The organism is Kribbella sp. HUAS MG21 (assembly GCF_040254265.1).
GTDB lineage: Bacteria > Actinomycetota > Actinomycetes > Propionibacteriales > Kribbellaceae > Kribbella.
In genome coordinates, this window is record NZ_CP158165.1 from 8,155,790 (window position 1) to 8,180,513 (window position 24,724).

Here is a 24,724-nt window from a genome sequence, read left to right on the forward strand (position 1 = left end):
CAATCCGGCCGGCGCTCGCCGGCCGGGCGGGGACCCGCCGGAGAGCGGCGATTGTGATGGGCCGGGGATCGGGGGTCTATGGTCGGGAGCGTGGTGGTGAAGGGGCATCGGGCGCGCGCCGACCGGCTGCAAGCGGCGACCGGTGCGCTGGCGACGGCAGCCCAGGCGGCGATGGACGCGAAGTTGCCGTGGTTCGGTGCGTTGTCCGCGCAGGACCGGTCCTGGATCGGGCTGGTCGCGCAGTCCGGGATCTCGGCGTTCGTCGAGTGGTTCCGGGACCCGGAGGCGCACTCGTCGATGCCGACCCGGATCTTCGGGTCCGCGCCGCGCGAGTTCACCCGGGTGATCTCGCTGCACCAGACCGTCGACCTGGTCCGCACCACGATCGAGACCATCGAGAACACCATCGGCACGCTGCTCCCGCCGGACGACGTACCGATCGTCCACGAGGCCATGCAGCGCTACGCCCGCGAGGTCGCGTTCGCCGCCGCCACCGTCTACGCGCAGGCCGCCGAGATGCGCGGCGCCTGGGACGCCCGTCTGGAGGCGCTGCTGGTCGACTCGGTGATCCGCGGCGAGGCCGACGAGTCGGTCCGGTCCCGCGCCTCCGCCCTCGGCTGGACCGGCGCCGTCGGTACGACGGGATCGGCCGAGGTCGCGGTGGTGGTCGGCCGGGCCCCGGCGACCGACTCGAGCACCGGAACAGGCACCGGAACAGGCACCGCAACAGGCACCGGAGCCGCCACCCCGGGCGCGACCGCGGCGGCCTCCGGGAAAGCACGGTCCGGTCACGGCGGCTCGAATGTCGCGGACATGGTCCGGCAGGCGGCGCGCGAGGCGGGTGCTGACGCACTGTGCGCGGTGCAGGGCGACCGCCTGGTGCTGGTACTCGGGGGTACGAGCAAACCTGTCGAGATCGCACAAAAGCTCGCCCACTGGTTCGGGCCCGGCCCGATCGTCGTCGGACCGGTCGTGAAGGACCTGATGTCGGCCGTGACCTCAGCCCGCGCGGCCGTCGCCGGACTGCGCGCGGTCGCCGCCTGGCCGGGCGCGCCGCGACCCGTGCAGGCCGACGAACTCCTCCCCGAACGGTCACTCTCCGGAGACGGCCACGCCCGCCGGCAGCTCGCCACCGAGGTCTACGGCCCGCTCACCGCGGGCGACGGCGTGCTGCTCGACACCGTCACGGCGTACCTGGACTCGGGCGGCTCGATCGAGGCGACCGCCCGGACCATGTTCATCCACCCCAACACCGTCCGGTACCGGCTGAAGCGTGTGGCGGACCTCACGGGGTACAACCCGCTGAACCCCCGCGACGGATTCACACTGCGTGTCGCACTGACCTTGGGCCGCCTGCTCAATCCCGAGCCGGGTAGCACCGTTTTGTAGGATCTCCACAAAACCGGACCGGTAGAATTCGTGCTCGCCGTGGGCCTCGGAGCGGGACCGGCTGAGGGAGAGTTGTCACGTGCTCGTCATCGTCGCGCCCGGTCAGGGTGCCCAGACCCCAGGATTCCTCGAGCCGTGGCTGGCCGATCCCGTGTTCGAGAGCCGGCTGAACTGGCTCTCCGCGGTCGCCGGTCTCGACCTCGCCCACTACGGCACCGAAGCCGACGCGGACACCATCCGGGACACCGCGATCGCGCAGCCGCTGCTGGTCGCCTCCAGCATGCTGGCCGCGCTGGCGGTGTTCCCGCACCCGGCGGACGCCTTCGCGAAGGTCGGCGCGGTCGCCGGTCACAGCGTCGGTGAGCTCGCCGCCGCGGCCGGCACCGGCGTGCTGACCGCCGAGCAGGCGATGGTGCTGGTCCGCGAGCGCGGCAAGGCGATGGCCGCCGCGGCCGCGCTCACCCCGACCTCGATGACCGCGGTGCTCGGCGGCGACCGCGACGAGATCCTCGCCAAGCTCGCCGAGCACGGCCTGACCCCGGCCAACGACAACGGCCCCGGCCAGATCGTTGCCGCGGGCACCGTCGACGAGCTGGCCGCGCTGGCCGCCGACCCGCCGGCGAAGACCCGGCTGATCCCGCTGTCGGTGGCCGGCGCGTTCCACACCCGGCATATGGAGCCGGCCGTCCAGACGCTGGCGAAGTACGCGACCGCGATCAGCACCCACGACCCGCGGACCCGGCTGATCTCGAACCGCGACGGCCACGTCGTGCACGACGGCCAGGACGTCCTGCAGCGGCTCGTCACCCAGGTGAACGCCCCGGTCCGCTGGGACCTGTGCATGCAGACGATGTCCGACCTGGAGGTGACCGGCATCCTGGAGCTGCCCCCGGCGGGCACGCTGACCGGGATCGCGCGCCGGGCGCTGAAGGGCGTCGAGACGTTCGCGCTGAAGACCCCGGACCAGCTCGACGACGCCCGCGCGTTCGTCGAGAAGCACGGCAGCCCGTCGGAGATCGACGCCGCGCCGACGTGGCGGCTGCTGGTGGCCCCGATCAAGGGCACCTTCACCCGCGCCGGCCGGCCCGGCCGCGAGTCCGGTGACACCGTCGAGGCCGGCGAGGTCGTGGCCAAGGTCGCCAGCCTGCGGGACGAGGTCGAGGTGACCGCGCCGCACGGCGGCACGGTCGTCGAGTGGCTCGCCGAGGAAGGCGACCCGGTAGCCCCCGGCCAGCCCCTCCTGCGCCTGCACCCCGTAGGGAGCCCGTCATGATCACCGCGTCGACCGGAGCGCAGTACGCCGGGATTCTCGGGATCGGGTCCTACCGGCCGCGGCGCGTGGTACCGAATGTGGAGATTCTCGAGCAGATCGACTCCAGCGACGAGTGGATCCAGACCCGGTCCGGGATCAAGGAGCGGCGCTGGGCCGAGGCCGACGAGACCGTGCTGATGATGTCGGTGCAGGCCGCCAAGGACGCGATCGCGGAGTCCGGCGTCGACCCGGCCGAGATCGGCTGCGTGATCGTCGCGACCGTCACGCACCTGTACCAGACGCCCGCGATCGCGACCCAGATCGCCGTCGAGGTGGGCGCCACGACCGCGGCGGCGTTCGACATCTCGGCCGCCTGCGCGGGGTTCTGCTACGGCGTCGCGATGGCGAACGACCTGGTCCGCGGCGGCAGCGCGAAGTACGTGCTCGCGATCGGCGTCGAGCGGCTGAGCGACATCACCGACCGCACGGACCGCAGTACGGCGTTCATCTTCGCCGACGGCGCCGGCGCCGCGGTCGTCGGACCGGCCGACGAGCCGGGGATCGGCCCGGTGGTGTGGGGCTCCGACGGTACGCAGCACCAGGTGATCAGCCAGAAGGAGTCCTGGCAGGAGGTGTTCGGCAGCTACAACTGGCCGCACCTCACGATGGACGGCAACCCGGTGTTCCGCTGGGCGTCGTACGAGATGGCCAAGACCGCGCAGCAGGCGCTGGACGTGGCCGGTGTGAAGGCGGAGCAGCTCGACCTGTTCGTGCCGCACCAGGCGAACATGCGGATCACCGACGCGATGCGCCGCGCGCTGAAGCTGCCCGAGCACGTCAAGATCGCCCGCGACATCGAGCGCCAGGGCAACACCTCGGCCGCGTCGATCCCGCTCGCGATCACCGCGATGCGCGAGAACGGCGAAGCGAAGAGCGGCGACCTCGCGCTGATCATCGGCTTCGGGGCCGGGCTGGTGTACGCCGCCCAGGTCGTCCGGCTGCCGTAGTCCATAGTTGTCCGGGGGCAGCTCAGGTGGCTGCGCCCGGCTGTAGCAAAGCCAGTAGAAAATCCGAAAGGGAACCCAAGAGATGGCCAGCACCGAAGAGATCCGTTCCAACCTCGCCGAGATCGTGAACGAGATCGCCGGCATCCCGGTCGAGGACGTCCAGCTGGACAAGTCCTTCACCGACGACCTCGACGTCGACTCGCTCTCCATGGTGGAGGTCGTGGTGGCCGCCGAGGAGAAGTTCGACGTGAAGATCCCCGACGACGAGGTCAAGAACCTGAAGACCGTCGGCGACGCGGTCGCGTTCATCGAGCGCGCGCAGAACGGCTGACGTCGGCCGTCACCGTGCTGGCCCGGGGTGCTCACCGGCGATCCGGTGAGCACCACCACGGCCACCCGCAGGACCACCCCTCGCTCCCAACCGCAGAACGCTCATGTGAAGGATGAGGTAACCATGTCGAAGACCCGAGTCGTCATCACTGGGCTCGGTGCCACGACCCCGCTCGGGGGCGACGTGACCAGCACCTGGGAAGGGCTGCTGGCCGGCCGCTCCGGCGCCCGGCGGCTGACCGACGAGTGGGTGCAGAACCTCGCGGTCCAGATCGCGGCCCCGGTCGCGGTCGAGCCGACCGACGTGATCGAGCGGGTCAAGGCCCGCCGCCTGGACCGTACGGCACAGCTCGCCGTGGTCGCCGCCCGGCAGGCCTGGACCGACGCCGGCCTGGAGGAGTCCGGCCTGGACAAGGAGCGGCTCGGTGTCGCGGTCGCGTCCGGGATCGGCGGCCTGCACACCACGCTGTCGAACTACGACGCCCTGCAGTCCAACCCGCGCCGGGTGTCGCCGCTGGCGATCCCGATGCTGATGCCGAACTCGTCGGCGGCGTACGTCGGCCTGGAGTTCGGTGCGAAGTCCGGCGTGCACACGCCGGTGTCGGCGTGCGCGTCCGGCAACGAGGCGATCTGGCTGGGGCTGGACCAGATCCGGCTCGGCCGCGCGGACGTGGTGATCGCCGGAGGTTCCGAGGGCGCGATCATGGCGCTGCCGCTGGCCGCGTTCGGCATGATGCAGGCGCTCAGCAAGCGCAACGACGACCCGGAGCGCGCGTCGCGCCCGTGGGACGTCGACCGCGACGGCTTCCTGCTCGGCGAGGGCGCCGGGATCCTGGTCCTGGAGTCGTACGAGCACGCCAAGGCGCGCGGCGCGAAGATCTACGCCGAGCTCGCCGGTGCGGGCATCTCCGCCGACGGGCACGACATCGCGCAGCCGGACCCGACCGGTTCCGGGGCGCGGCGGGCGATGGAGCGGGCGCTGGCCGAGGGCGACCTGACCCCGGCGGACATCTTCCACATCAACGCGCACGCCACCTCCACCCCGCAGGGTGACATCGCCGAGTCGATCGCGATCCGGCAGGCGCTCGGCAAGGACGCCGACCACGCGATCGCCACCGCGCCGAAGTCGATGATCGGGCACCTGCTCGGCGGCGCCGGAGCGGTCGAGTCGGTCGCCACCGTGCTCGCCCTGCACCACCGGGTGTCGCCGCCGACCATCAACGTCGACAAGCTCGACGACCAGATCGACCTGGACGTCGCGACCGAACAGCGCAAGCTGCCGGACGGCGACATCGCCGCCCTGAACAACTCCTTCGGCTTCGGCGGCCACAACGCCGCCATCGCCTTCAAGACGGTCTAGCACCGTCTGCCGCCCGGTGGTCACCCCGCCGGGCGGCACCCGAAGTTCCTTCACATCCCGGAGGGCGCATGACGACCACCGCCGCCGCGAAACCGGCGAAGCTCCCCCGGGAGCTCGATCCCCGCAACCCGATCACCCGGCTGACCAACCTCCTCGACCCCAGCAGCCTGGAGCTGATCACCCCCGACGACCTGTCCGGGATGGTCGCGGCGCGCGGGACGATTGCCGGGGCGGCGGTCGTCGCCTTCTGCTCGGACGCGACCGTGATGGGCGGCGCGATGGGCGACGCGGGCTGCGACGTTGTCGTCAAGGCGTACGACGTCGCGCGCGAAGAACAGGTACCGATCATCGGCCTGTGGCACTCCGGCGGCGCGCGGCTGGCCGAGGGGGTGCTGAGCCTGCACGCAGTCGGCAAGATCTTCTTCGCGATGACGCAGGCGTCCGGCAAGATCCCGCAGATCTCCGTCGTCCTCGGTCCGGCCGCGGGCGGCGCGGCGTACGGCCCCGCGCTCACCGATGTCGTCGTACTGGGGCCCGAGGGCCGGATCTTCGTGACCGGCCCGGACGTGGTCCGCTCGGTCACCGGCGAGGACGTCGACATGCTGCGCCTCGGCGGCCTGGAGCCGCACGGCCGCCGGTCCGGCGTCGTGCACATCACCACGGACTCCGAGGCGGCCGCCCTCGAGCAGGCGCGACGGCTCGCGGACCTGCTCGCGAACCAGGGCACGGTGTCCATCGACATCCCGGACACCGACCTGTCCGGGTTCCTCCCGGAGTCGGCGAAACGCGCGTACGACGTCCACCCGCTGGTCGGCGGGGTGCTCGACGAGGACTCCCCCGTCGAGCTCCACCAGCGCTGGGCGCCGAACATCGTCACCACGCTCGGCCGGCTCGGCGGCCGCACGGTCGGCGTGATCGCGAACAACCCGCTCCGGCTCGGCGGCTGCCTGGACGCGCTGTCGGCCGAGAAGGCGTCCCGGTTCGTCCGGATGTGCGACGCGTTCGGCGTACCGCTCGTGGTCCTGGTGGACGTGCCGGGCTACCTGCCGGGTGTCGGGCAGGAGTGGGACGGCGTCGTACGGCGCGGCGCGAAGCTGCTGCACGCGTTCGCGGAGGCCGTCGTACCGCGGGTGACGCTGGTGACCCGGAAGACGTACGGCGGTGCGTACATCGCGATGAACGCGCGCTCGCTCGGGGCGACCCGGGTGTTCGCCTGGCCGCGCGCCGAGGTGGCCGTGATGGGCGCGGTCGCCGCGGTCCGGGTGCTGCACCGGCGCAAGCTCGCCGAGGTGGACCCGGAGCTGCGGCCGCAGGTCGAGGCCGAGCTCGCCGCCGAACACGAGAAGATTGCCGGCGGCATCGACCGGGCCCGCGAGATCGGCGTCGTCGACGAGGTCGTCGAACCGGCCCGCACCCGCACCGCCCTGGCCGCCGCCCTCGCCAAGGCCGAGGCCGACGGCCCGGTCCGCGGGGCACACGGCAACATTCCGCTCTGAGACGCTCGAAGGGCGCGAACCCTGAGGTTCGCGCCCTTCACGTGGTGCGGCCGCTGTTGTTCACAACCACCGGGGGTGTCCCGACACCCGGTGGCCCAGCGGCCACGGCCCCTCCCACCCTTGTGCAACGTCTGATGCTCAGTCTGGTGGAAAAGTTCGATCGAGTCGCCACCATTCACAGGTTTCTTCTGAACTTCTCAGGAAACCCTCAGACCACCTGGTGCAGCCAGCGCACCGGCGCGCCGTCCCCGGCGTACCGGAACGGCTCCAGCTCGTCGTCCCACGGGCGGCCGAGCAGCCGCTCGACCTCCTCGGTCAGGTCGGCCTCGCCGCTCGCGGCCTTCAGCATGGCCGCCTTCAGTCGCTCCTCCGGGACCATGATGTCGCCGTGCACCCCGGTGGTCGCGTGGAAGACGCCGAGCTCGGGCGTGAACGAGTACCGCTCGCCCTCGGCGCCGTTGCTCGGCTCCTCGGTCACCTCGAACCGCAGCTTCTGCCAGCCGCGCAGCGCGGACGCCAGCTTGGCCGCCGTACCGGCCTCGGCCTGCCAGGACAGCTCTGCCCGGTACGTGCCCTGGGCGGCGGGCTGCGCCGTCCAGTCGAGTTTCACGGGCACGCCAAGGATGCCGCCCGCGGCCCACTCGACATGCGGGCACAACGCTGACGGCACCGTGTGGACGTACAGAACGCCACGAGTCGTCGCCACCGGGACCTCCTGTGCTCGAGGGGCGCCTTCCCCAGCGTTCTCGAACAGCTTTGTCGATCCCGGTGTCACCAGTCTCTCAGGGCATCACGACACGCCCCGCGAAACTCTCGACCAATCTTGCACCACCGTCCCCGTGAACACCAGTAACCTCGCCGTGTCAACCACATCACCGTCGTGTCGCGATTTACGGGAACCTCGACGCGAGCGCGATGCAGGCACCGGCCGCGGCCAGCGTGAACAGCATGGCGAAACCGGCGTACCGGGAGGTGATCTCCTTGTCGACCTCGTCGTACCCGACCGAGGAGCCGATGTCCTTGTAGACGTCCTCGAGCTCACCGGCCGACTCCGCGGTGTAGGCCTCGCCGCCGCTGATCTCCGCGACCGTGCGCAGCTCGGCGCGGTCCGGTGGCACCCGCTGCCGGATGCCGTCCATCTCGATGAAGCCCGAGTCGGTGCCGAAGCAGATCGTGTACACCGGGGTGTTCTTGGCCTTCGCGGCCTGCGCGCCCTCCTGCGCGGTCCGGCCGACTGTCCGCTTCCCGTCGGACAGCAGCACGATCCGCGCCGGGGCCGGGTCGTCCGGGTGCTCGGGGTCCGGCGGGACCTGAGTGAGCGCCTGCAGCGAGGTGAAGATGCCCTCACCGGTCGCGGTCGACTCGGCCAGCTCGAGGCCGTCGATCGAGCGCAGTACCGTCGCCCGGTCGGTGGTCGGCGGCACGATGATCGACGCGGTGCCGGCGAAGTTCACCAGCGAGACGTTGAACTTGGACGGCAGCTGGTTCACGAAGTTCTTCGCCGACTTCTTCGCCGCCTCGAGCCGGTTCGGGTCGATGTCGGTGGCCATCATCGACAGCGAGACGTCGATCGCGACCACGATCGTCGCCCGCTCGCGCGGCACCTTGACCTTGTCCTTGGGCTGCGCGAACGCCAGGATGCAGGTCATCGCGGCGAGCAGCGCCAGGCCGACGGCCACGTGCCGCCGCCACTGCGGGCGCCGCGGGGCGACCCGGTCCAGCAGCGCGATGTTCGTGAATCGCAGCGCGTACTGCGAGCGGCGGTGCTGGAGAAAGATGTATCCCGCGAGGATCAGCGGGATGAGCAGCAGGAACCACAGTCTGGCCGGAGACAGGAACTCCATCAGCGAGCCACTCCCTTCGGCGGTTGGTGCAGGCGGGCCGCGACGTGCCGGTAGGCGAGCACGAACCGCACGGTGTCCGCGACCCAGTCACGATCGGTGCGCAGCACCAGGTGTCCCGCCCCTACCCTACGCAGGGCGGCGCGGGTGCGTTCCCGCTGCGCCAGGGCGGCGGTCGCGAACGCCTCCCGGACCTTGGCCCGCCGGGTGTCGATCTCGCGGACCTCGCCGGTCTCGGGATCACCGATCGTGACCACGCCGATGTTCGGCAGCTCGAGCTCGCGCGGGTCGACGATCTCGACCGCGAGCACCTGGTGCTGGGCGGTCAGCTTGCGCATCGCGCGCTCCCAGGACGGCTCGATCTGCGCCGCCACCTCGCCGTCCTGCGGGGTGAGGAAGTCGGACACGATGACCCGCAGCCCGCGCTTGCGCTGGGTGCGCGCCATCGACTCCAGCGCCGCGGCCAGATCGCTGCGGTGCGCCTCCTGGTCGGCGCCGAACTGCTCGGCCAGCAGCGCGCGGAGCAGCCCGTAGAGCGCCAGCCGCCCGGAGCGGGCCGGCCAGCGGCGCAGCGCGGAGTCGCGGAGCATCAGGCCGCCGAACCGGTCGCCGAGCCGGTGGGTCAGGAATCCGACGGTGGCGACGGCCGCGACCGCGAGCTCGCGCTTCTCGAGCATCGACGTACCGAAGTCCATCGAGGCGGACAGGTCCACCAGCGCCCAGGTCTCCAGCTCGCGGTCCGCGATCAGGTCCCGGACGTGCGGGACCGTGGTCCGCGCGGTGACCGCCCAGTCCATCCGCCGGACGTCGTCGCCGACCTGGTACTCGCGGGCCTCGGCCAGCTCGGTGCCGGGGCCGGGGAGCAGGCCCAGGTGTTCCCCGTGCAGGTAGCCCTCGAGGCGCCGTACGACGGTCAGCTCGAGGCGCCGCAGGGCACGCTCGGGAGCGAGCTGCGAGATCGTCATCGCAGCTCGTGGATCGGGGCGGTTCGGCACTACACGAACTCCGGACGGCCGCTGCCGTCGGTGCCGTCGCGCCACACCGGCTGCGGCGGCGGGACGGTGGCCAGGATCCGCTCGATCACGGCCCGCGGGTCGATGTTGTCCGCGACCGCGTCGAAGGTCAGGCCGAGCCGGTGCCCCATCACGTCCAGCGCGACGGTTTGGATGTCGCTCGGCAGCAGGTAGTCCCGCCCGTGGATCAGCGCCAGCGCCCGGCCGGCCGCGATCAGGCCGAGGGTGGCCCGCGGGCTGACGCCGAGCTCGATGATCGGCTCCAGGTCGGGCAGGTGGAAGTCGGTCGGGGTGCGGGTCGCCATCACCAGCCGGACGGCGTACTCCGCGACCAGGTTGTGGACGAACACCTGCTCGGCGGACCGCTGCAGCTCGAGGATCGTCTCCGGCTTCAGCACCTGCCGCGGCTCCGGCGGGTCGACGCTCATCCGGCGGAGGATCTCGAACTCCTCGTGGCCCCGCGGATGCGGTACGTCGATCTTCACCAGGAACCGGTCGCGCTGCGCCTCCGGGAGCGGGTACACACCCTCGGACTCGATCGGGTTCTGGGTGGCGATCACGATGAACGGCTTCGGCATCGGGAACGTCTGGCCGCCGATCGACACCTGCCGCTCGGCCATCAGCTCCAGCATCGCGGACTGCACCTTGGCCGGCGCCCGGTTGATCTCGTCGGCGAGCACGAAGTTCACGAACGTCGGGCCGAGCTCGATGTCGAAGGCCTCCCGGGTCTGCCGGTAGATCCGGGTGCCCACGATGTCCGACGGGACCAGGTCGGGGGTGAACTGGATCCGGGCGAACGAGCCGCCGACGACGCTGGCGAAGGTCCGGACGGCGAGCGTCTTGGCGACGCCGGGGACACCCTCGAGCAGGCAGTGGCCCTTGGCCAGCAGCGACACCATCAGGGTCTCGACCATGTGCTCCTGGCCGACGATCACCCGCTTGACCTCGCCAAGGGCCTCGCCGATCAGCCGGGACTGCTGGGTCACCGTTCCTGCCGGCACCGTGGTTTCGGTCATGCCTGTCCTTCCGGGGTCCGCGCGCGGACCTTGTCATTCACCGTCGTTCCCCACTTCGCAACACCGGCCATTCCATCAGATCCCCGGGGCCAGCGCTGCCAGGGTCCCGTCCCATCCTCCCCCGCCGCCCCAAATCCCGCGCCCCAACCACACCTTGAGCACCCACCAACCACCTTTCCGGCGCCGAAACGGTTGGTGCGTGCTCAAGGTGTGCTGGGGAGGGTCGGGGTGGGCGCGTGGCGACAGTGCTACCGGGGATGTGGTGGGATTGGGGGTGATGACCGCGACCGAATCCCAGCCGAAGGTGCAGCCGGAGGACCGGCCTGCGCTGGAGATTCCGGACGCCCTGCCGCTGCAGCCCGAGGACCCGCCGCGGGTCGGCGAGTTCTGGCTCCGCGGCCGGCTCGGGGCGAACGCGGCCGGCTACCTCTACACCGCGAGCACCGAGGACGGCCGGAACGCGATCGTCGCGATGATGACCGAGGGGTCGGCCGACGACGCCGCGGCCCGCGAGCGGTTCGTGAACGCGGTCGACGAGCTGCCGCCGGATTCCGTCCTGGCCCACAACGACTCCGACGACGACGATCTCGCGCTGTGGGTCGCGGTTGGCCCGATCCGCACCGACGACGGGTCGAGCGCGGCGTCCGACGAGCGGCTGATCGCGGAGCGTCGCGGCGAGGACGTGCTGTCCGCCGTCCTGATGGACCGCATCCCGCAGGCCGGGAAGCTCCGCGGCCCCGATTTCCGGCACTACTGGGAGAGCCGCCGGCGTCCCGGCCTGTTCCGGATCTGGCCGCTCCCTTGGCCGAACGCGTTGCGCCCGGCGTCCCGCTGGGCGCTGGGCTTCGCGCTGCTGACGATGGCCGTGATCATGGCGCTCGCAGTCTTCCTGGCGTGGTTGCTGTTCCGCAACGCGCAGCCGCTGGAGCCGGAGCCCGTCATCCCGTCCCCGACCGGGACGACGACGGTCACCGTCACGCCGACCACCCCGCCGCCGGGCTCCGGCTCCCCGACGCCGACCACCGGTCCGTCGCCGACGACGCCGCCGACCACCGGCATCCCGAGCCCCGCACCGAGCGGTTCGCCCGGCGGCACCCCGGATCCCGCCGACAAGTTCTAGTGCGCGAACTTCAGGTTCTAGTGCGCGAGCTTCAGGCCGACGACGCAACCGATCAGCCCGCAGAGCAGCAGGACCTTGATCCAGCTGATCGCTTCGGCACCGGTCACCATGCCGTAGCCGACGGTCAGGGCGGCGCCGATCCCGACCCAGACGGCGTACGACGTCCCGACCGGGAGTGAACGCATCGCGTAGGCAAGACCGGTCATGCTGAGCACCAACGACACCCCGAAGGTGACGGACGGCACCAGCTTGGTGAAGCCTTCGGAGCGTCCCAGGGCCACGGCCCACACCGCTTCGAGCACACCGGACAGGATCAGAACGAGCCACGACATTGAAGTCTCCTTGGCGCCGTCTTGTCGCACACCGGGTACGGCACCGCTCGTCCGGGGCCCGACCAGTCAGACGGTGGGCCTGTCACCCAGGCTAGCCGCTTCCGCGAACGCAGGTGGTGGCTCCAGTCACCATCCGGTGGTGATCTGCGCTACTCCGACGACAGCAGGCGCCCGAGTTCGGGATCCTTCCACAGCCGCTCCGGGACGGGCTGCCGGACGAGCCTGGCATCGGCCCTGATCTCTGCCGGGGACGCTGCGGTGATCAGGACCGACGTGACCGCGAGGTGCCTGCTCGGAAACGCCAGCGCGGCCTGCGGCAGCGAGACGCCGTACCGCTCGCAGACCGCGGAGATCCGCCGCGCCTGGACGGTGTCGGCCTGCAGTACATGCGGCGACAGGATGCCGGCCACGATCGCCGAGACTCCGCGCGAAACGCACCGGTCCAGCAGCGGCTTGGCCGACTGGTCGAGCAACGAATAGCCCTTGAGAAGCACGCAGTCCAGCTCGACGTCCCGCACGAGTTCGTCGAGCTCCTGCCAGTCGTCCGACGCCGCTCCGACTGCCTTGATGACCCCGTCGCGTCGCAGTTGATCGAGCACCGGGTACGCCGCTTCGTCGTGGGCGAAGACCAGGTCGACCGCGAGCCCGAGCCGCTCAGTGCTCGCCCGCACCGACTCCTCCGGATCGTTGCCCACGACCCTTGTCGACACCAGGAACTCACCCCGCGGCCGCCGCTGCAGCGCCGTACCGAGACGTCGTTCCGAGTCGCCGTACGCCGGTGACGTGTCGAAGAACCGGATGCCTGCCTGGTACGCCGCGTCGACGGTCGCGACGGCCGTCTCGTCGGCGGGCTCCCCGAGATGCGAACCGCCGAGCCCGAACCGCGGCGGCCGGAACCGCACCGTCGAGCGGGGCGCGAGCACCTGGCTGGGTGCGGCCATCGCACTCACCTCCGCTGGTCGGTCCGGATACCTACCAGGATCAGGGCTCGGCGGGGATATCGCATCTCGAACCGTCAACGATTCATCGGCACACCGACCCAGGAGGGATCACCGGCGGGCGAGCTGAACGTCACCGTCGACCCGACCACGCTGCGCCCGAGGTACCGCGGGTCGACGGTGTCGATCACCAGGACGAGGCGGTGCCCGGCGGGCACTTCCCAGCTGGTCGCCTCGAGCCGCAGGTCTACCGGGACCGGCTTCCCGGGTGTTGCGCCGCGCAACGTGTAGGGCTTGTGCGAGATCAAGGACCCGACGCCGAGCGCGTCGACGTCGTACAGGTAGCCGAACAACGATGTGCTCGCGGCCGACGGCGTCACCGTCACGTGCACCTTCGGCGCGCCGTTCACCACAGCCGCGCGATCCAGCGCCGGGCCCGTCCACACACCCGCGAACGACCTGCTGACCAACGGCGTCGCCACACCGGTCGGGATCGACAGGAGCCCTTGGAGCGCGCCGGAAACCAGCGCCACGCCGCTGTCCGCGACCGTCGGCACGCCCGCCGCGATCGAGCGGCTCCAGCCCGTCGATGCCTCGGTCTGCAGGGCACCCGCCTTGGTCAGGTACGACGTACGCTGCTCGCCGACCGCCGCCCAGCTGGAGTACCCGCGCCACACGCCGCGCTGCGACTTCAGCTGTACCGGCGCCTCCGCGTCGGCCCCGTTGCCGGCGCCGGTGAGGTAGCGCCGGAGCCAGTCGGCGAGCTCGTCCCAGGTTTCGTTGGGCAGGCCAACCGCTCCGCTCGCCTCGGGGGTGGCGTGATCGCCGTGCGCCAGCAGCAGCCGCTTCGGTCCGGTGAGGCGGGTGAAGAAGTCCGTGTACTGCGTGGGCGGGAAAATCGAGTCCTCGAAGGCGTTCGCGAGGAAGACGGCAGGCTTGTTGGCGTTCAGCTGATCCACGACCGTCGCGGCCGAACGCACCGGTGACAGTTGCTTCGCCTCCGCGATCGCACCGTCGAAGTCGCCGGTCACGAACTTCGTCTGCAGTGACGCCATCTCCGGGCCCGGGCGCCCGGTCACGTTGCCTAGGGCAAGCAGACCGGTGACCGCCTGCAGGGCGACGGTCTCGTTCGGGTTCAGCGACCGGATCAGGTCGGCCCAGCCACTCAGTGCGCCGACCGCCTTGATCCGCGGGTCCTTCGCGGCGGCCAGCAGCGACGTACCGGCGCCGTACGAGATCCCCACCGCGGCGACCCGGCTGGTGTCCGCGGGCGTGTGCTCGTCCGCCCAGTCGATCACCTTGCCGACGTCGGCGACCGTCGGCGGGCCGGCGATGTCGATGGCGCCCCCGGTGTCCCAGAAGCCGCGGCTCGAGTACGAGATCACCTGGAAGCCGGCCGACGCCAGCTTGGCGCCTTGGCCGACGTACTCGACGTTCGGGACACCCCAGCTCGACGGCATCACGACGAGCGGGAACGGGCCGTCGCCTTGCCCGGTCGGTGTGAGTACGACGGCGCCGATCTCGATCCCGCCGGCGCCCGGGATGCGCTCGTACGACGTACTGAAGCCGGCCTGGCCGGCGTCGGCGCGTGGGCCGATCGTGATCAGCGTCAGGGCTACGGCGAGGGCTGCAGCGAGGGTTCCGGCTAGTCGGCGCACTGGGGACCTCCGGCTGGGGAATTACCGGAGGGTAACCAGAAAGCTACCGCTGTGTCACTACCTCGGCACGGTGAGTGCCGGATCGACGCTCGTCGCCTCGACCGACCACGCCCAGAGCCGCTTCGCCAGGTCGGGGTCCTGTGCGGTGCGGGTCGGCAACACGAGCTTCGGCGTACCGCGGTACTCGAAGAAGGCCGGGCCGACGAAGGAGCCGGGGCGCAGGTCGGCGTACGTCGCGGCGTACAAGCTCGGCCACGCGCCGGCCGCGGCCGATTGCGCCGCGAGCCGGGTCGCGGCGCCCCACAGCCGCGCCTGGAGCGCCCGGCCGGCGAGCTCGGGACCGGCGGCCTGGAGATGCGTGGAGGCATAGCCGGGATGCGCGCCGACGCTCTGTACGTCCGCTCCGGCGGCGCGGAGGCGGCGGTCGAGCTCGAGCATGAACAGCACGTTCGCGAGCTTCGACTTCCCGTACGCCTCCCACTTCCGGTAGCTGCTCGCCGGGCGCCGCAGGTCGTCCTCGGTGATGCCGCGCACGGTCTTGTGCATGAACGAGCTGACTGTGACCACGCGGCTGGCCGGCGTCTTCAGCAGCAGCGGCAGCAGGCGTCCCGTCAACGCGAAGTGCCCGAGGTGGTTCGTGCCGAGCTGCAACTCGAACCCGTCGACCGTCTGCCGGTACGGCGGCGCCATCACGCCGGCGTTGTTGACGAGCAGGTCCAGGGCGTCGTACGACGTCAGGACCTCGTCGGCGGCCCGCTCGACGCTTGCCAGGTCGGCCAGGTCCATCGCGAGGACCGTCGGAGCCTTCCCGCCCTGCTGCGTCAGGCGCTCGGCCGTCTCGGCCGCCTTCTGCGGGTTGCGCGCGGCAACCAGCACGTCGGCGCCGTGTCTGAGGAGCTCCAGCGCGGTCTCGAACCCGAGTCCGCTGGTCGCGCCCGTCACGAGCGCGCGTCGTCCGGTCAGGTCAGGAATGTCCGCCGTACCCCAGGTCATGCGCCCACCTTAGTTGTGGGCGCACGACCCAGTGGTTCACGGGAGGATCTTGCGGTCCTGGAAGGCCTTGGTGACCTGCGCGGCCGCAGCCTTGCCATAGAGCAGCCGGGCGGCCTGGACGGTGTCCTGAGCCGCGGCCGCGAACGAGGTGTCGGGGTCGTAGAAGAACGTCGCCTCGAGGATCACCTTGTTCGCCTTGTTCCGGCCGAGGGCCTGGTGGATGTCCCAGAGCGCCCGCGACCAGATCTCACCGTCGGCGTGCACCTGGCCGACGATGTCGTCGGTGGTCTTGTTCCCGTCGGTACGGCGCAGGCAGTGCGGCTCGGTCGACGTGTACGACGTCGCGTCCCAGTCCATCACGCACGGCAGCTCGAAGCCCTTGCTGACCGGCACCGACATCGTCACGGCCCAGTAGTCTCCGAAGCCCTCGCCGATCGCGCCGGCCTGCGCCGATTCGCCGTACCCCGGGACGATGTCGTCCTGGATCGCGTGCCCGTACTCGTGCCAGATCACCTCGGCGTCCTCGGCGTCGTCGACACCGCCCTCGCCCATGGTGATCATGTCCGCCGACGGGTCGTAGAACGAGTTGTCCCCCGCGTACGTGTCGACGCTGAAGTCCTGCGACTCGTTGTTGACCTCGGTGAACCCGAGCTGCTGGATGTACTCCTGCGTCTGGTTGACGTGGTAGTACACCATCACCTGCTCGAACTTGTCGTTCTGCCGCTGGTAGACGAACGTGTTCGTCTTGCTGTGCGCGAGGCCGCCCTTGGCCTCCTTGATGTTGACGAACGTGCCGTTGAGATTGCCGGAACCGTCGAGGTTGCGCAGGATCACGTTCTTCTGCGCCAGGAACAGGGCGTCCTGGTTCCGGTCGTTCAGGTCGGTGAGCTGCTCGTTCTGCTCACTGACCACGGGGTTCGGGTCGAACACCGAGCCACGCCCGTCGATGTTGTCACTGATCACCTTCGACTCGACGACACTCCCGGTCCGCGCGTCGACCAGCGACCGGCTCACGCCCTCGGTCGAGCGACTGGTCACGTTCCAGACCAGGCGGGCGTTCGGCCCACCGACAACGGCAAGCTGCGCGGCACCACTGGTCGCGGGCGGCTGCTTCACCATGTCCTTGGGCGGCCCGGCGACCCTTGCCCTGTTGGCGCGTGCGGTGACGGCCGCGTTCGCGGCCTCCGTCGCCTTGGCCGGCGCGATCCGCGCATTGACGTCGAGGTCTGCCGGGACGGCGTCCCGCCCGTCGGCGATCTCGACGGCGCCACCTTTGGTGACGTGCTTGGCGTAGTACCCATTGACGACCGGCAGCCCTTTGAAGGTCTGCTGATACCAGTAGTGCTCCCCGAGCAACGAGCTCTTTGTCTTGATCAGCTTCAGACCGTCCGGGTTCGCGTCCGGCGCAGCCCCCGCAACACCCCCGACCGACACCCCAAGCGCCCCGACAACCACCCCGACCACAACCCCCACCAACGCCCTACGACGCCTAGCCATACGCATCCCCTCCTTCACCAGCGTAACGAACCCACTACGATCCGTTGCACCGTAGCCCCGCACACCCAGCAGTGGGAAGCAATCCGGCGCGGCGTCGCGGCGCCGCAAGGGAAAACCTTGTCAGTCGAGCGGGAGCGGCTTTCCCGGGTACTCCCGCAGTACCAACGACGTACTCACCGGCCCCAGCCGGCCGATGGTGTCGACCACCTGTTCGAGCCGTCCGGCGTCCCGGGTGTGGACGTCGAGCAGGAAGCAGTCCTCACCGGTCAGGCGGTACGTCCGCGCGACCTCGGGGAGCGTCGCGAACAGCTCGAGCGCCTCCCGGATCCGGGCGTGCGTGGTGCGGATCCGTACGACGGCGTGGATGTTCAGCCCGATCCGCGCCGGGTCGACGACCGCCCGGTACCCGGTGATCACGCCGGAGCGCTCGAGCCGCTGGACCCGCGCGGACACCGCGGGCTGCGACAGACCCACCTTGCGGCCGATGTCGGCGCCGCTCAACCTGCCGTCGGTCTGCAGGATCGCCAGGATCGCGCGGTCGATCGGATCCAATGAACCAGTCGTTGCCTCGCTCATCGACCTTCATTTCATCAGCTGGCGGCGCCGTACGGCGATGACTGCCTCCATGATGGCAGGCACCTCGACCTCCTGGAGACCTCGTGACCTTCGTCATCATTCCCGGCCTCGACGGCTCGGACGAGCAGCACTGGCAGTCCGCGTGGGAGGCCTCGCTGCCCGCCGTACGGATCCGGCCGTCGTCCTGGTCGGCGCCCGACCTCGCCGACTGGTCCGACGCGATCACGCGCGCCGTCGACGGTGCCGGAGACATCGTCTTCATCACCCACAGCCTCGGCTGCCACGCGCTCGCCCACTGGATGACAACTTCGCGGGCGTCGTCTGTTGTGGGGGCGTTCCTGGTCGCCCCGCCGGATCCGCTCGCACCGACGTTCCCTGTCGACCGGATACCGTCCTTCGCCGCACTGCCCGCGGTCGCCCTCGGAGTTCCCGCCGTACTGATCGCGAGCACGGACGACCCGTACTGCAGCGTCGACGCCGCCGCGCGCCTCGCCGACGCGTGGCAGGCATCCCTCATCACCCTCGACCACCTCGGTCACATCAACAGCGACAGCGACCTCGGCCCGTGGACGACCGGCCGCCAGCTCCTGACCGCGTTCCTCGCCGGCCGAATAGCGGACTGATCCTGGCCACTACTTCCCCTAACTTGGACGTCATGCAGAGACTGAGCCTGCGGGCCCTGAACCGCGCCACCCTGGACCGCCAGTGGCTCCTCGAACGCCGCGACGCCACCGCCCTGGAGGCGATCGAACACCTCGCCGGCATGCAGGCCCAGTCCCCGCAGGCGCCGTACGTCGGCCTGTGGACCCGTCTCACGAACTTCGACCCCGCCGAACTCGTCACGCTCCTGGAAACCCGCCAGGCCGTCCGCGGTTCGATGATGCGGGCAACGATCCACCTGGTCTCGAGCCGCGACTTCCTCGCCTTCCGCCCGCTGGTACAGCCGCGCCTGGAGCGCGAGGTCTACCAGAACACGACGTACGGCCGGCACCGCCTGGAAGGCCTCGACATGGACGCGGTCCTGTCCGCCGGCATCGCCCGCATGACCGAAAGCCCCGCCACCGCCGCCCAACTCCGCGACCACCTGGCTCCACTCCACCCTGACCGCGACCCCGCGGCCCTGGCCCACGCCGTCCGCTGCCTGCTCCCCACCATCCAAACCCCACCCCGAGGCCTCTGAAACAAATCCGGCAGCCCAGCCATGACCACCGCCGACCTCTGGCTGAACTCCCCCATCACCTCGCAGCCGTCCCCGGAAGCCCTGATCCTCCGCTACCTGGCCGCCTTCGGCCCCGCCTCGATCTCCGACGCCCAAACCTGGTCCGGCCTGACCCGCCTATCCGAAATCTTCGCCCGCCTAAACCTCCGCACCTACACCGACACGGACACCGGCCGCACCCTCTACGACCTCCCCGACCACCCCCTCCCCGCCGAAGACACCCCCGCCCCCACCCGCTTCCTCCCCGAATACGACAACCTCCTCCTCTCCCACACCAACCGAACCCGCTGGCTGGACCCCACCACCCGCAGCCAACTCCCCCTCCGCGACCTCCTCACCAGAGGCACCATCCTCCACGACGGCCACCCCAAGGCCCTCTGGAAACTAACCACCCCCACCAAATCCCAAGCCACCCTGGAGATAACCCCCTTCACACCCCTTCCCCGCCAGGCCTGGCAATCCATAGAATCCGAGGCCCACTCCCTCCTAACCTTCACCACCCCCAACAAAACCCACGACGTAAAACGCCTCGCCCGATGACGCACAACAGCCCGACCACGAGGGTCGGGCTGTTGTGCCTCGCACTTACGAGCGCCGAACCTGCAGCAGCAGGGCCGATACCGCAGCCACGAGCGGCAAAAGCCCCGGAGAGAACACCGCGATCACGGAAACGACGATCAGGATCACCTGGACAGTCCGCCGAAGCAGACCGATCAGGCTTACCATCAACGAGGTCAACGCAACCAAGTTGGCATTCCAACGCTCAACCTTCTTTTCGAAAGATGTGCGCTTACGACGGGTGTTGGCGGCAACCATGGACTCGACTCCTGGTGTCAGGTGACGAATTCGCCAAGAGTTGCGCTAACAACCACGCGGCGAATCGATCACAAGTGAACGAAAGCACCGAGTGGTACTTCTGTCTTTCCGAGAAGGCTAGCAAGACCCGCCCGCAACCCGCCAGCGTGCCCTAGGTGGTCCTCCAACGCCGTCATCCGATATCGTTCTGGTGTCGGCGGAGGTGCGCTAACACCGTTGATTCCGATGAGACCGCGGCGCATCTTTGGACTCGACTCCGTGCGCCGCGGTCTGCTTCAGCCCCGGAGATTGACCAGCACGGGTCCCACGCGCGCCCCGTTCGATCGTGCGAGCGACAGGAGGGCGTGTCCGGATGGCACGCCGGTGATGATGTCTGAGACGGTCCAGCGGGCTCGTTCGATGCGACGAGCACTGTACCCAGCCGTATGACTCTCCGTCCGGCCTCCGACCGAGCCGTACTGGTCGTAGCGAACACCTGAGGTTGCGCTCCTGTTGATCGTCGTCTCGGTGACGTACTGATCGCCGAACCATCGAGAGAAGATGTCCGCGTCAGCGGGATCGATTCCGCCGAACACTGCCTTACAGCCAGTGGACCCGAAGACCGTCGCACGCACGTCGGCCGGGAAATCCGCCATTGTCTGCGTCAGGAGAACCAGGCCCGCGTTGTTGGACCGCAACTTCTGAACACCACGCGCGACATAGTCGTCGACGAATCGACCAGCCTCGTCGATGACGAGACCTTTGAATATCGACCGGTCCGCCTCCGACGAGGATGTGATCTGCACGAACTGGGACACGACGAGCCGGGCGAGGATCCGCGACGCGTCCGGATACTCAGCCTCCGGGAGCGAGACCCGGACACGGACCGGCCTGTTCAGGTCACGCATCTCGAAGGTCGGTCCCGGATGGTCGAACAACTTGCGAAGCGACGGCCGATCGAGGAGCGCGAACCGCTCGACCAAACTTGCCGCCGGGTCAGTGGTCCGCTGCGTCTGCGTCCGGCGCGTATCGAGCAGCGATTTGAGGTCCTTCGCCCCCGGACCCCGCAGCCGTGACTTCACACCGTCGACAGCACTTTGATCAGCTCGAAGCAGCGCGAGCAATTCAGGCACCGTCGGCCACCGCTGGTAGGCCGCATGGAAAGGTTCCAAGCAGGCATAGAGCGCGTTCTTCGAAGCGTCGATGAAGTACGCCTTGTCGTCGGTGACCCGTGGCGGAAGCAGAGCCGAGGCGAGACGATCGGCGGCCACGTCGGCGGTCCGCGATCCACCGAACAAGCTGAACCCGCAACTGGGGTTCAGGGGATCGATCGTGATGTCGAACCAGCCATCGTAGGCGAAGTCAGTCGATTTGGGGTCGACAACGACCATGCTGGCCTTACCGGTCAACGCCGCGAGGGACAGGTGCTCGACGACCGGGATCGCGATTCCGCGAGTCTTCCCCGAGCCGGGCGGGCCGATAACCAGGAGCGACGTACGAAGGACATCCAGGTCCAAGCCGAAATCGCCGGATACCTCGTAATCGCTGCGGTGATCCGGTATGACCTCGCCGAGCCGTACCTGCCCAGCGACCAGATTGTGGACCGCGAACCGACGCCCCGGCAGATTCCGTTGCTGCGACGGGTGAACCAGTGCAGCGCCATGCTCTCGACGGATCGCGTCAGTCAGCCGATCCAGTTCAGCAGGCTCATCGCCGGCGCGCGCGATGACGTGGGCAATTCGGGCGCGATCCACATCTCCGAAATCCGGTCCACTCGCCAGTCGATCGAGTTCTTCGGCGAGCTCGGCGTGTGATGCGCGGATCAGATCCCAAGGCTGCGCGACCGGCTGGACTGCGCCTTGCGACACAACGGCCGGCTGGGGATCCCCGGCACCGGTGATCGCCGCCAGTTTCCTCTTCAGGGACTCGAACTGTTCGCGGCGCTTGTTCATGCTCGCGTTCCCTGCGCGTAGCGCTCCAGGGTTCGGATTCGATCAGCAAGTGTCGGATGGGTTGCGTACATCGCTCCACGCCACCCGGCCGCGCGTCGAGCGACGTCCTGCCCCTGGGACTGGAGATCGTAGAGGAACGCGATGGTGTCTCGCGCGTAGCCCAACTCGCCGGCCACGCGATCCGCCATCAACTCGGCTCGGCGGCTGAACCACGCCAGCGGAATCGGAACGAGGAACGGGAGGATCGCGTAGCCGGCCCAGCTCCAGTTGCCGAATATCATCGAGTTCAGGATCAGCCCGGCAAGCGCCAGGGTGAAGAACCCTACGATCACACAGCCGAGCGCAGGCACGCGGCCGCCCAGGCGAAACAGCGCCTGGATGAGCGAGACCATCAACCGACCTGGCTGCGCGTACCAGAACACGAGCAACGTCGCCCAGGGATGACCGCCACGATGATGCCCCAACTCATGTGCGAGCACGGCTTGCAACTGTCTGGGGGGCAGGTTGTTCAGCGCCCAACGCGTGACGGCGACGGAGTGACCCGCGACGGCCGCACCGTTGATCGTGTCAGATTCTTCTACCCAGAGCCGGTAATGGCCAGGATCGACTCCGGCACGTGCACAAACTGTGCGCCACGATATGTCGAGCTTCTGCTGTTCCATCAGAGTCGGCCGACGGAGGCGGTACAGGTATTTCGCGATGAAGTCCTCAGTGGCGGGCCAGACGACGACCACACCCGAGACGACCCAGAGCACAACGATCAACAGGCTCACCCAGTCCGGCGAGAACCAGGCCGCGACTGACGACACCACACCGAAACTCCACAGCGCCCAAGGAATACCGAGCAAAAGTTCCGCCGCGGACGGCACTGAGATTCGGACGCCTTGCTGAGGCGGCGGAGCAGACTGAGGCGGCCCGTCGATCGGGCTGAACGACCCGGGGGCGGTGTTGGGAGCATCTGGCGCCCCTCCGCGGCCGGGACCACGCGAGACCGGCTGCCAACCGTCGGCCGAGAAGGAGCCCGGCCGGTCGTCCTTTCCGTCAGATGCGTTCATCCACGACCTCCCGCATCCGGCGACTCACAGTCGACAACTCCCTCACCTCGTCCTGCCACCATCGGCCGGTTCCACCTGTCCGATGCAAATCTCAGTACATGGAGACATGCACGTGGTCAAAATGTCCACCTGATGCACTCGACGGATCGTAAACTCCACCGCCGTTGTACGGACGCCACTGGCCGGTCCGTGCACTCCAAATCTTCCCGTACCAGATCACGTAGCGCACACCGGTCTGGCCGGCCGTCTGGATCGTCCAGTTCGCATAGCGATCGCCGTTCGCCTGAGCCGCCGGCTTCTTGCGGCCGTCACCGCCGACGAATACGTCGCAGGCTCGCCCCTTCGGATGGTCACTGGTCGGGTTCCAGAGATGGGCATCCCAACACGACATGCTCGGGTTCTGGAGAGCGGTTCGTGCGGCAGCAACCCACGCCGCGGTCCTGGGCGTCAGCATGCCCCCGGTGCCGGTCGGGTCCGGGACTGACTGATCCTCTGGCGGCCAGGTTCCATCTACCGGCTTGCCGTCAATTACCCCGCCACCGCAGTCACCGCCCGGTTGGGCCGGCGTTGGTGTGCCTCCGGCATCTGGCTGACCACCGCTGCGACCGGCGTACGGATCGCCGGCGCGGTTGAGGTCGATCCGGGCCAGTTGTGCGATCTGGCGTGCTTGCTCCTCTCTGAGCGCGTACCGGTCAGGAAACGCCGAGACTTGCACCGCCTGAGCGGCATCGCCGAGGCTCATCGATGGCCATCCATCGATGTCGACCAGCCCGGGTGGGCTCGGCGGCTCGGCACCGCCGAAGAAGGCATTCGCGGCGTAACTTGGATCCATGATGTCGGCGGGTGTTCCCCATCCAGCGCCCGGACGTTGCTGGAAGAGGCCGACTGAATCTGCGTCCCCATAGTTCAGGTTCTGCAGATCCGACTCCACCAGGGCCGTCATCAGTGCAATCAACGTCGCCTGTCCAGGCAGGCCACGTTGCACTGCAACGCGGTCGATGATTCTGGCGTACGCGATCTGGCTTGCCCGGAGCGTGCCCTTCGCCTCAGGCTCCTGGCCAGCCCCCGGCGGGCAGGCCGCGCTGACCTGGTCACCTGTCGCACCGAAAGGAGCGAGGACCACTACGACCATCAGGGTCACGATCGCACCGATGCCAGCGATCTTCGGCGCGATGCTCCCAGCGCCCGCGAAACCGGCAGCCTGAGCCAGATCACGGCCGCTAAACACGGCTGCCGCCCGGAGATGCCATCACGGTCCGGTCCCCCCGTCGACCGATCCCACCAGCCACCGCGCATCGTCGCGAAAGACCGTCACCAGTAGCGGCACATCGAATGTGGCCGCGTCCTTGCCCGTCGTCTGTACCTTTACGGTGACCAGACGAGTGATCCTCGTCGGCGTATCTGCCGGTGCCGAATCCGGTCTCGGCGCGGTGATATTGACTGATAGAACCTTGGACGTGCCTCCAGACGTCCGCAACGCCTCATATGTCGGATCGCCCGCGCTTGCGAAGCTCGTGGCTAGCTCGGGCGTCGTGAACTGCGTGGCCCGATCGACCAACTGCTGATAGGTCTCGGTAGCTGGGGTCCGTCTGTAGAACAGGTTCGCCCAGTTGCGTGTCGTGGTGTCTACCGCCGCAGTCGCAGCGGCACCGGGCCGCACCGTCTGCGGCGGCGGTGTGGTCAGCGGCTCGGTCGGTGTGATGCTTGTTCCTGTCGTCTCGACAGCAGGAGAGGATTGGGAGGTGCCCGGTTCCTCGGTTTGGCCATTACCCGGCGTGAGCAGACCGACTGGCCCCTGGTCGTTCGACTCCTGCCCGAAGAGGCGCGGGAGTCCTCCGCCGACGCCCAGGACAATGACTGCGAGCAAGACCACGACGGCGATCAC

23 protein-coding genes, 1 pseudogene and 1 riboswitch are annotated in these 24,724 nt (G+C 69.2%); of the genes and pseudogenes, 9 read left to right on the forward strand and 15 right to left on the reverse strand.

Features of this window, described 5'->3' with window-relative positions; translation table 11 throughout:
- The first annotated feature begins 90 nt into the window (after positions 1–90).
- From ABN611_RS39160 to ABN611_RS39185, 6 genes are all read left to right on the forward strand, one after another.
- On the forward strand, positions 91–1,389 hold the full coding sequence (locus ABN611_RS39160) for a helix-turn-helix domain-containing protein (protein ID WP_350277366.1): 1,299 nt from the start codon (positions 91–93) through the stop codon (positions 1,387–1,389).
- Between the two features lie 79 nt (positions 1,390–1,468).
- Positions 1,469–2,662, forward strand: coding sequence for an acyltransferase domain-containing protein (locus ABN611_RS39165; RefSeq protein ID WP_350277367.1), 1,194 nt, complete (start codon positions 1,469–1,471; stop codon positions 2,660–2,662).
- Positions 2,659–3,648, forward strand: a complete 990-nt coding sequence (locus tag ABN611_RS39170; RefSeq protein WP_350277368.1) for a beta-ketoacyl-ACP synthase III — start codon at positions 2,659–2,661, stop codon at positions 3,646–3,648. Before ABN611_RS39165 ends, ABN611_RS39170 begins: the two co-directional genes overlap by 4 nt.
- A gap of 82 nt (positions 3,649–3,730) precedes the next feature.
- The gene (locus ABN611_RS39175; RefSeq protein WP_130446978.1) at positions 3,731–3,979 is read left to right on the forward strand and encodes an acyl carrier protein; all 249 of its coding nucleotides are present in this window, start codon (positions 3,731–3,733) and stop codon (positions 3,977–3,979) included.
- Between the two features lie 123 nt (positions 3,980–4,102).
- A complete protein-coding gene (gene fabF, locus ABN611_RS39180) occupies positions 4,103–5,338 on the forward strand; it encodes a beta-ketoacyl-ACP synthase II (protein WP_350277369.1) in 1,236 nt (411 codons plus the stop codon).
- Between the two features lie 68 nt (positions 5,339–5,406).
- Positions 5,407–6,834, forward strand: a complete 1,428-nt coding sequence (locus ABN611_RS39185; protein ID WP_350277370.1) for a carboxyl transferase domain-containing protein — start codon at positions 5,407–5,409, stop codon at positions 6,832–6,834.
- 208 nt (positions 6,835–7,042) lie between these two features.
- On the opposite strand, the gene ABN611_RS39190 is transcribed toward ABN611_RS39185, so the two are convergent.
- From ABN611_RS39190 to ABN611_RS39205, 4 genes are all read right to left on the reverse strand, one after another.
- Positions 7,043–7,540: a DUF3145 domain-containing protein gene (locus ABN611_RS39190; RefSeq protein WP_350277371.1), complete on the reverse strand. Its 498-nt coding sequence runs from the start codon at positions 7,538–7,540 to the stop codon at positions 7,043–7,045.
- A gap of 184 nt (positions 7,541–7,724) precedes the next feature.
- Positions 7,725–8,678 (reverse strand): VWA domain-containing protein, encoded by a 954-nt coding sequence (locus tag ABN611_RS39195; RefSeq protein WP_350277372.1) that lies wholly within the window; start codon positions 8,676–8,678, stop codon positions 7,725–7,727.
- Positions 8,678–9,640 carry a DUF58 domain-containing protein gene (locus tag ABN611_RS39200; RefSeq protein WP_350277373.1) on the reverse strand — a complete coding sequence of 321 codons (963 nt, stop codon included), beginning with the start codon at positions 9,638–9,640 and terminating at the stop codon, positions 8,678–8,680. Before ABN611_RS39200 ends, ABN611_RS39195 begins: the two co-directional genes overlap by 1 nt.
- 29 nt (positions 9,641–9,669) lie before the next feature.
- Positions 9,670–10,704: a MoxR family ATPase gene (locus ABN611_RS39205; protein WP_350277374.1), complete on the reverse strand. Its 1,035-nt coding sequence runs from the start codon at positions 10,702–10,704 to the stop codon at positions 9,670–9,672.
- A 277-nt stretch (positions 10,705–10,981) separates the two neighbouring features.
- On the opposite strand from ABN611_RS39205, the gene ABN611_RS39210 reads away from it, so the two are divergent.
- A complete protein-coding gene (locus ABN611_RS39210; protein ID WP_350277375.1) occupies positions 10,982–11,824 on the forward strand; it encodes a hypothetical protein in 843 nt (280 codons plus the stop codon).
- Positions 11,825–11,841: 17 nt separating this feature from the next.
- On the opposite strand, the gene ABN611_RS39215 is transcribed toward ABN611_RS39210, so the two are convergent.
- The 6 genes from ABN611_RS39215 to ABN611_RS39240 form a co-directional block, all read right to left on the reverse strand.
- Positions 11,842–12,156: a multidrug efflux SMR transporter gene (locus tag ABN611_RS39215; RefSeq protein WP_350277376.1), complete on the reverse strand. Its 315-nt coding sequence runs from the start codon at positions 12,154–12,156 to the stop codon at positions 11,842–11,844.
- A 10-nt stretch (positions 12,157–12,166) separates the two neighbouring features.
- Positions 12,167–12,235: riboswitch (guanidine-III (ykkC-III) riboswitch) on the reverse strand.
- Between the two features lie 70 nt (positions 12,236–12,305).
- Positions 12,306–13,097 (reverse strand): aldo/keto reductase, encoded by a 792-nt coding sequence (locus ABN611_RS39220; RefSeq protein ID WP_350277377.1) that lies wholly within the window; start codon positions 13,095–13,097, stop codon positions 12,306–12,308.
- A gap of 74 nt (positions 13,098–13,171) precedes the next feature.
- Entirely contained in the window at positions 13,172–14,752 is a 1,581-nt protein-coding gene (locus tag ABN611_RS39225) for an alpha/beta fold hydrolase (RefSeq protein ID WP_350277378.1), read from the reverse strand.
- A gap of 57 nt (positions 14,753–14,809) precedes the next feature.
- Entirely contained in the window at positions 14,810–15,745 is a 936-nt protein-coding gene (locus tag ABN611_RS39230; RefSeq protein ID WP_350277379.1) for an oxidoreductase, read from the reverse strand.
- Between the two features lie 36 nt (positions 15,746–15,781).
- Positions 15,782–17,242 carry a M36 family metallopeptidase gene (locus ABN611_RS39235; RefSeq protein ID WP_350277380.1) on the reverse strand — a complete coding sequence of 487 codons (1,461 nt, stop codon included), beginning with the start codon at positions 17,240–17,242 and terminating at the stop codon, positions 15,782–15,784.
- Positions 17,243–17,362: 120 nt separating this feature from the next.
- Complete coding sequence (locus ABN611_RS39240; protein WP_350277381.1) at positions 17,363–17,818, reverse strand: Lrp/AsnC family transcriptional regulator; 456 nt, start codon at positions 17,816–17,818, stop codon at positions 17,363–17,365.
- An 83-nt stretch (positions 17,819–17,901) separates the two neighbouring features.
- Between ABN611_RS39240 and ABN611_RS39245 the strand changes: the two genes are divergently transcribed.
- The gene (locus ABN611_RS39245; protein ID WP_350277382.1) at positions 17,902–18,441 is read left to right on the forward strand and encodes an alpha/beta hydrolase; all 540 of its coding nucleotides are present in this window, start codon (positions 17,902–17,904) and stop codon (positions 18,439–18,441) included.
- Between the two features lie 32 nt (positions 18,442–18,473).
- Positions 18,474–19,577 (forward strand): annotated as a pseudogene (locus ABN611_RS39250) (winged helix DNA-binding domain-containing protein).
- 45 nt (positions 19,578–19,622) lie between these two features.
- Here the strand turns inward: ABN611_RS39250 and ABN611_RS39255 are convergent.
- The 5 genes from ABN611_RS39255 to ABN611_RS39275 form a co-directional block, all read right to left on the reverse strand.
- Positions 19,623–19,853, reverse strand: a complete 231-nt coding sequence (locus tag ABN611_RS39255; protein ID WP_350277383.1) for a hypothetical protein — start codon at positions 19,851–19,853, stop codon at positions 19,623–19,625.
- A 275-nt stretch (positions 19,854–20,128) separates the two neighbouring features.
- Positions 20,129–21,784: a TraM recognition domain-containing protein gene (locus ABN611_RS39260; RefSeq protein WP_350277384.1), complete on the reverse strand. Its 1,656-nt coding sequence runs from the start codon at positions 21,782–21,784 to the stop codon at positions 20,129–20,131.
- Entirely contained in the window at positions 21,781–22,839 is a 1,059-nt protein-coding gene (locus tag ABN611_RS39265; protein WP_350277385.1) for a M48 family metalloprotease, read from the reverse strand. Before ABN611_RS39265 ends, ABN611_RS39260 begins: the two co-directional genes overlap by 4 nt.
- A gap of 91 nt (positions 22,840–22,930) precedes the next feature.
- Positions 22,931–23,971 carry a hypothetical protein gene (locus tag ABN611_RS39270; RefSeq protein ID WP_350281744.1) on the reverse strand — a complete coding sequence of 347 codons (1,041 nt, stop codon included), beginning with the start codon at positions 23,969–23,971 and terminating at the stop codon, positions 22,931–22,933.
- Positions 23,972–24,088: 117 nt separating this feature from the next.
- Complete coding sequence (locus ABN611_RS39275; protein ID WP_350277386.1) at positions 24,089–24,724, reverse strand: hypothetical protein; 636 nt, start codon at positions 24,722–24,724, stop codon at positions 24,089–24,091.

Bases quoted from the DNA above. Each gene is read 5' to 3' on its own strand.
- ABN611_RS39220 (WP_350277377.1), bottom strand. From the start codon at position 13,097: ATGGCCGCACCCAGCCAGGTGCTCGCGCCCCGCTCGACGGTGCGGTTC.
- ABN611_RS39265 (WP_350277385.1), bottom strand. From the start codon at position 22,839: ATGAACGCATCTGACGGAAAGGACGACCGGCCGGGCTCCTTCTCGGCC.
- ABN611_RS39270 (WP_350281744.1), bottom strand. From the start codon at position 23,971: ATGGTCGTAGTGGTCCTCGCTCCTTTCGGTGCGACAGGTGACCAGGTC.
- fabF (WP_350277369.1), top strand. From the start codon at position 4,103: ATGTCGAAGACCCGAGTCGTCATCACTGGGCTCGGTGCCACGACCCCG.
- ABN611_RS39235 (WP_350277380.1), bottom strand. From the start codon at position 17,242: ATGGCTAGGCGTCGTAGGGCGTTGGTGGGGGTTGTGGTCGGGGTGGTT.
- ABN611_RS39260 (WP_350277384.1), bottom strand. From the start codon at position 21,784: ATGAACAAGCGCCGCGAACAGTTCGAGTCCCTGAAGAGGAAACTGGCG.
- ABN611_RS39215 (WP_350277376.1), bottom strand. From the start codon at position 12,156: ATGTCGTGGCTCGTTCTGATCCTGTCCGGTGTGCTCGAAGCGGTGTGG.
- ABN611_RS39210 (WP_350277375.1), top strand. From the start codon at position 10,982: ATGACCGCGACCGAATCCCAGCCGAAGGTGCAGCCGGAGGACCGGCCT.
- ABN611_RS39185 (WP_350277370.1), top strand. From the start codon at position 5,407: ATGACGACCACCGCCGCCGCGAAACCGGCGAAGCTCCCCCGGGAGCTC.
- ABN611_RS39175 (WP_130446978.1), top strand. From the start codon at position 3,731: ATGGCCAGCACCGAAGAGATCCGTTCCAACCTCGCCGAGATCGTGAAC.
- ABN611_RS39240 (WP_350277381.1), bottom strand. From the start codon at position 17,818: ATGAGCGAGGCAACGACTGGTTCATTGGATCCGATCGACCGCGCGATC.
- ABN611_RS39170 (WP_350277368.1), top strand. From the start codon at position 2,659: ATGATCACCGCGTCGACCGGAGCGCAGTACGCCGGGATTCTCGGGATC.
- ABN611_RS39195 (WP_350277372.1), bottom strand. From the start codon at position 8,678: ATGGAGTTCCTGTCTCCGGCCAGACTGTGGTTCCTGCTGCTCATCCCG.
- ABN611_RS39205 (WP_350277374.1), bottom strand. From the start codon at position 10,704: ATGACCGAAACCACGGTGCCGGCAGGAACGGTGACCCAGCAGTCCCGG.
- ABN611_RS39200 (WP_350277373.1), bottom strand. From the start codon at position 9,640: ATGACGATCTCGCAGCTCGCTCCCGAGCGTGCCCTGCGGCGCCTCGAG.
- ABN611_RS39255 (WP_350277383.1), bottom strand. From the start codon at position 19,853: ATGGTTGCCGCCAACACCCGTCGTAAGCGCACATCTTTCGAAAAGAAG.
- ABN611_RS39230 (WP_350277379.1), bottom strand. From the start codon at position 15,745: ATGACCTGGGGTACGGCGGACATTCCTGACCTGACCGGACGACGCGCG.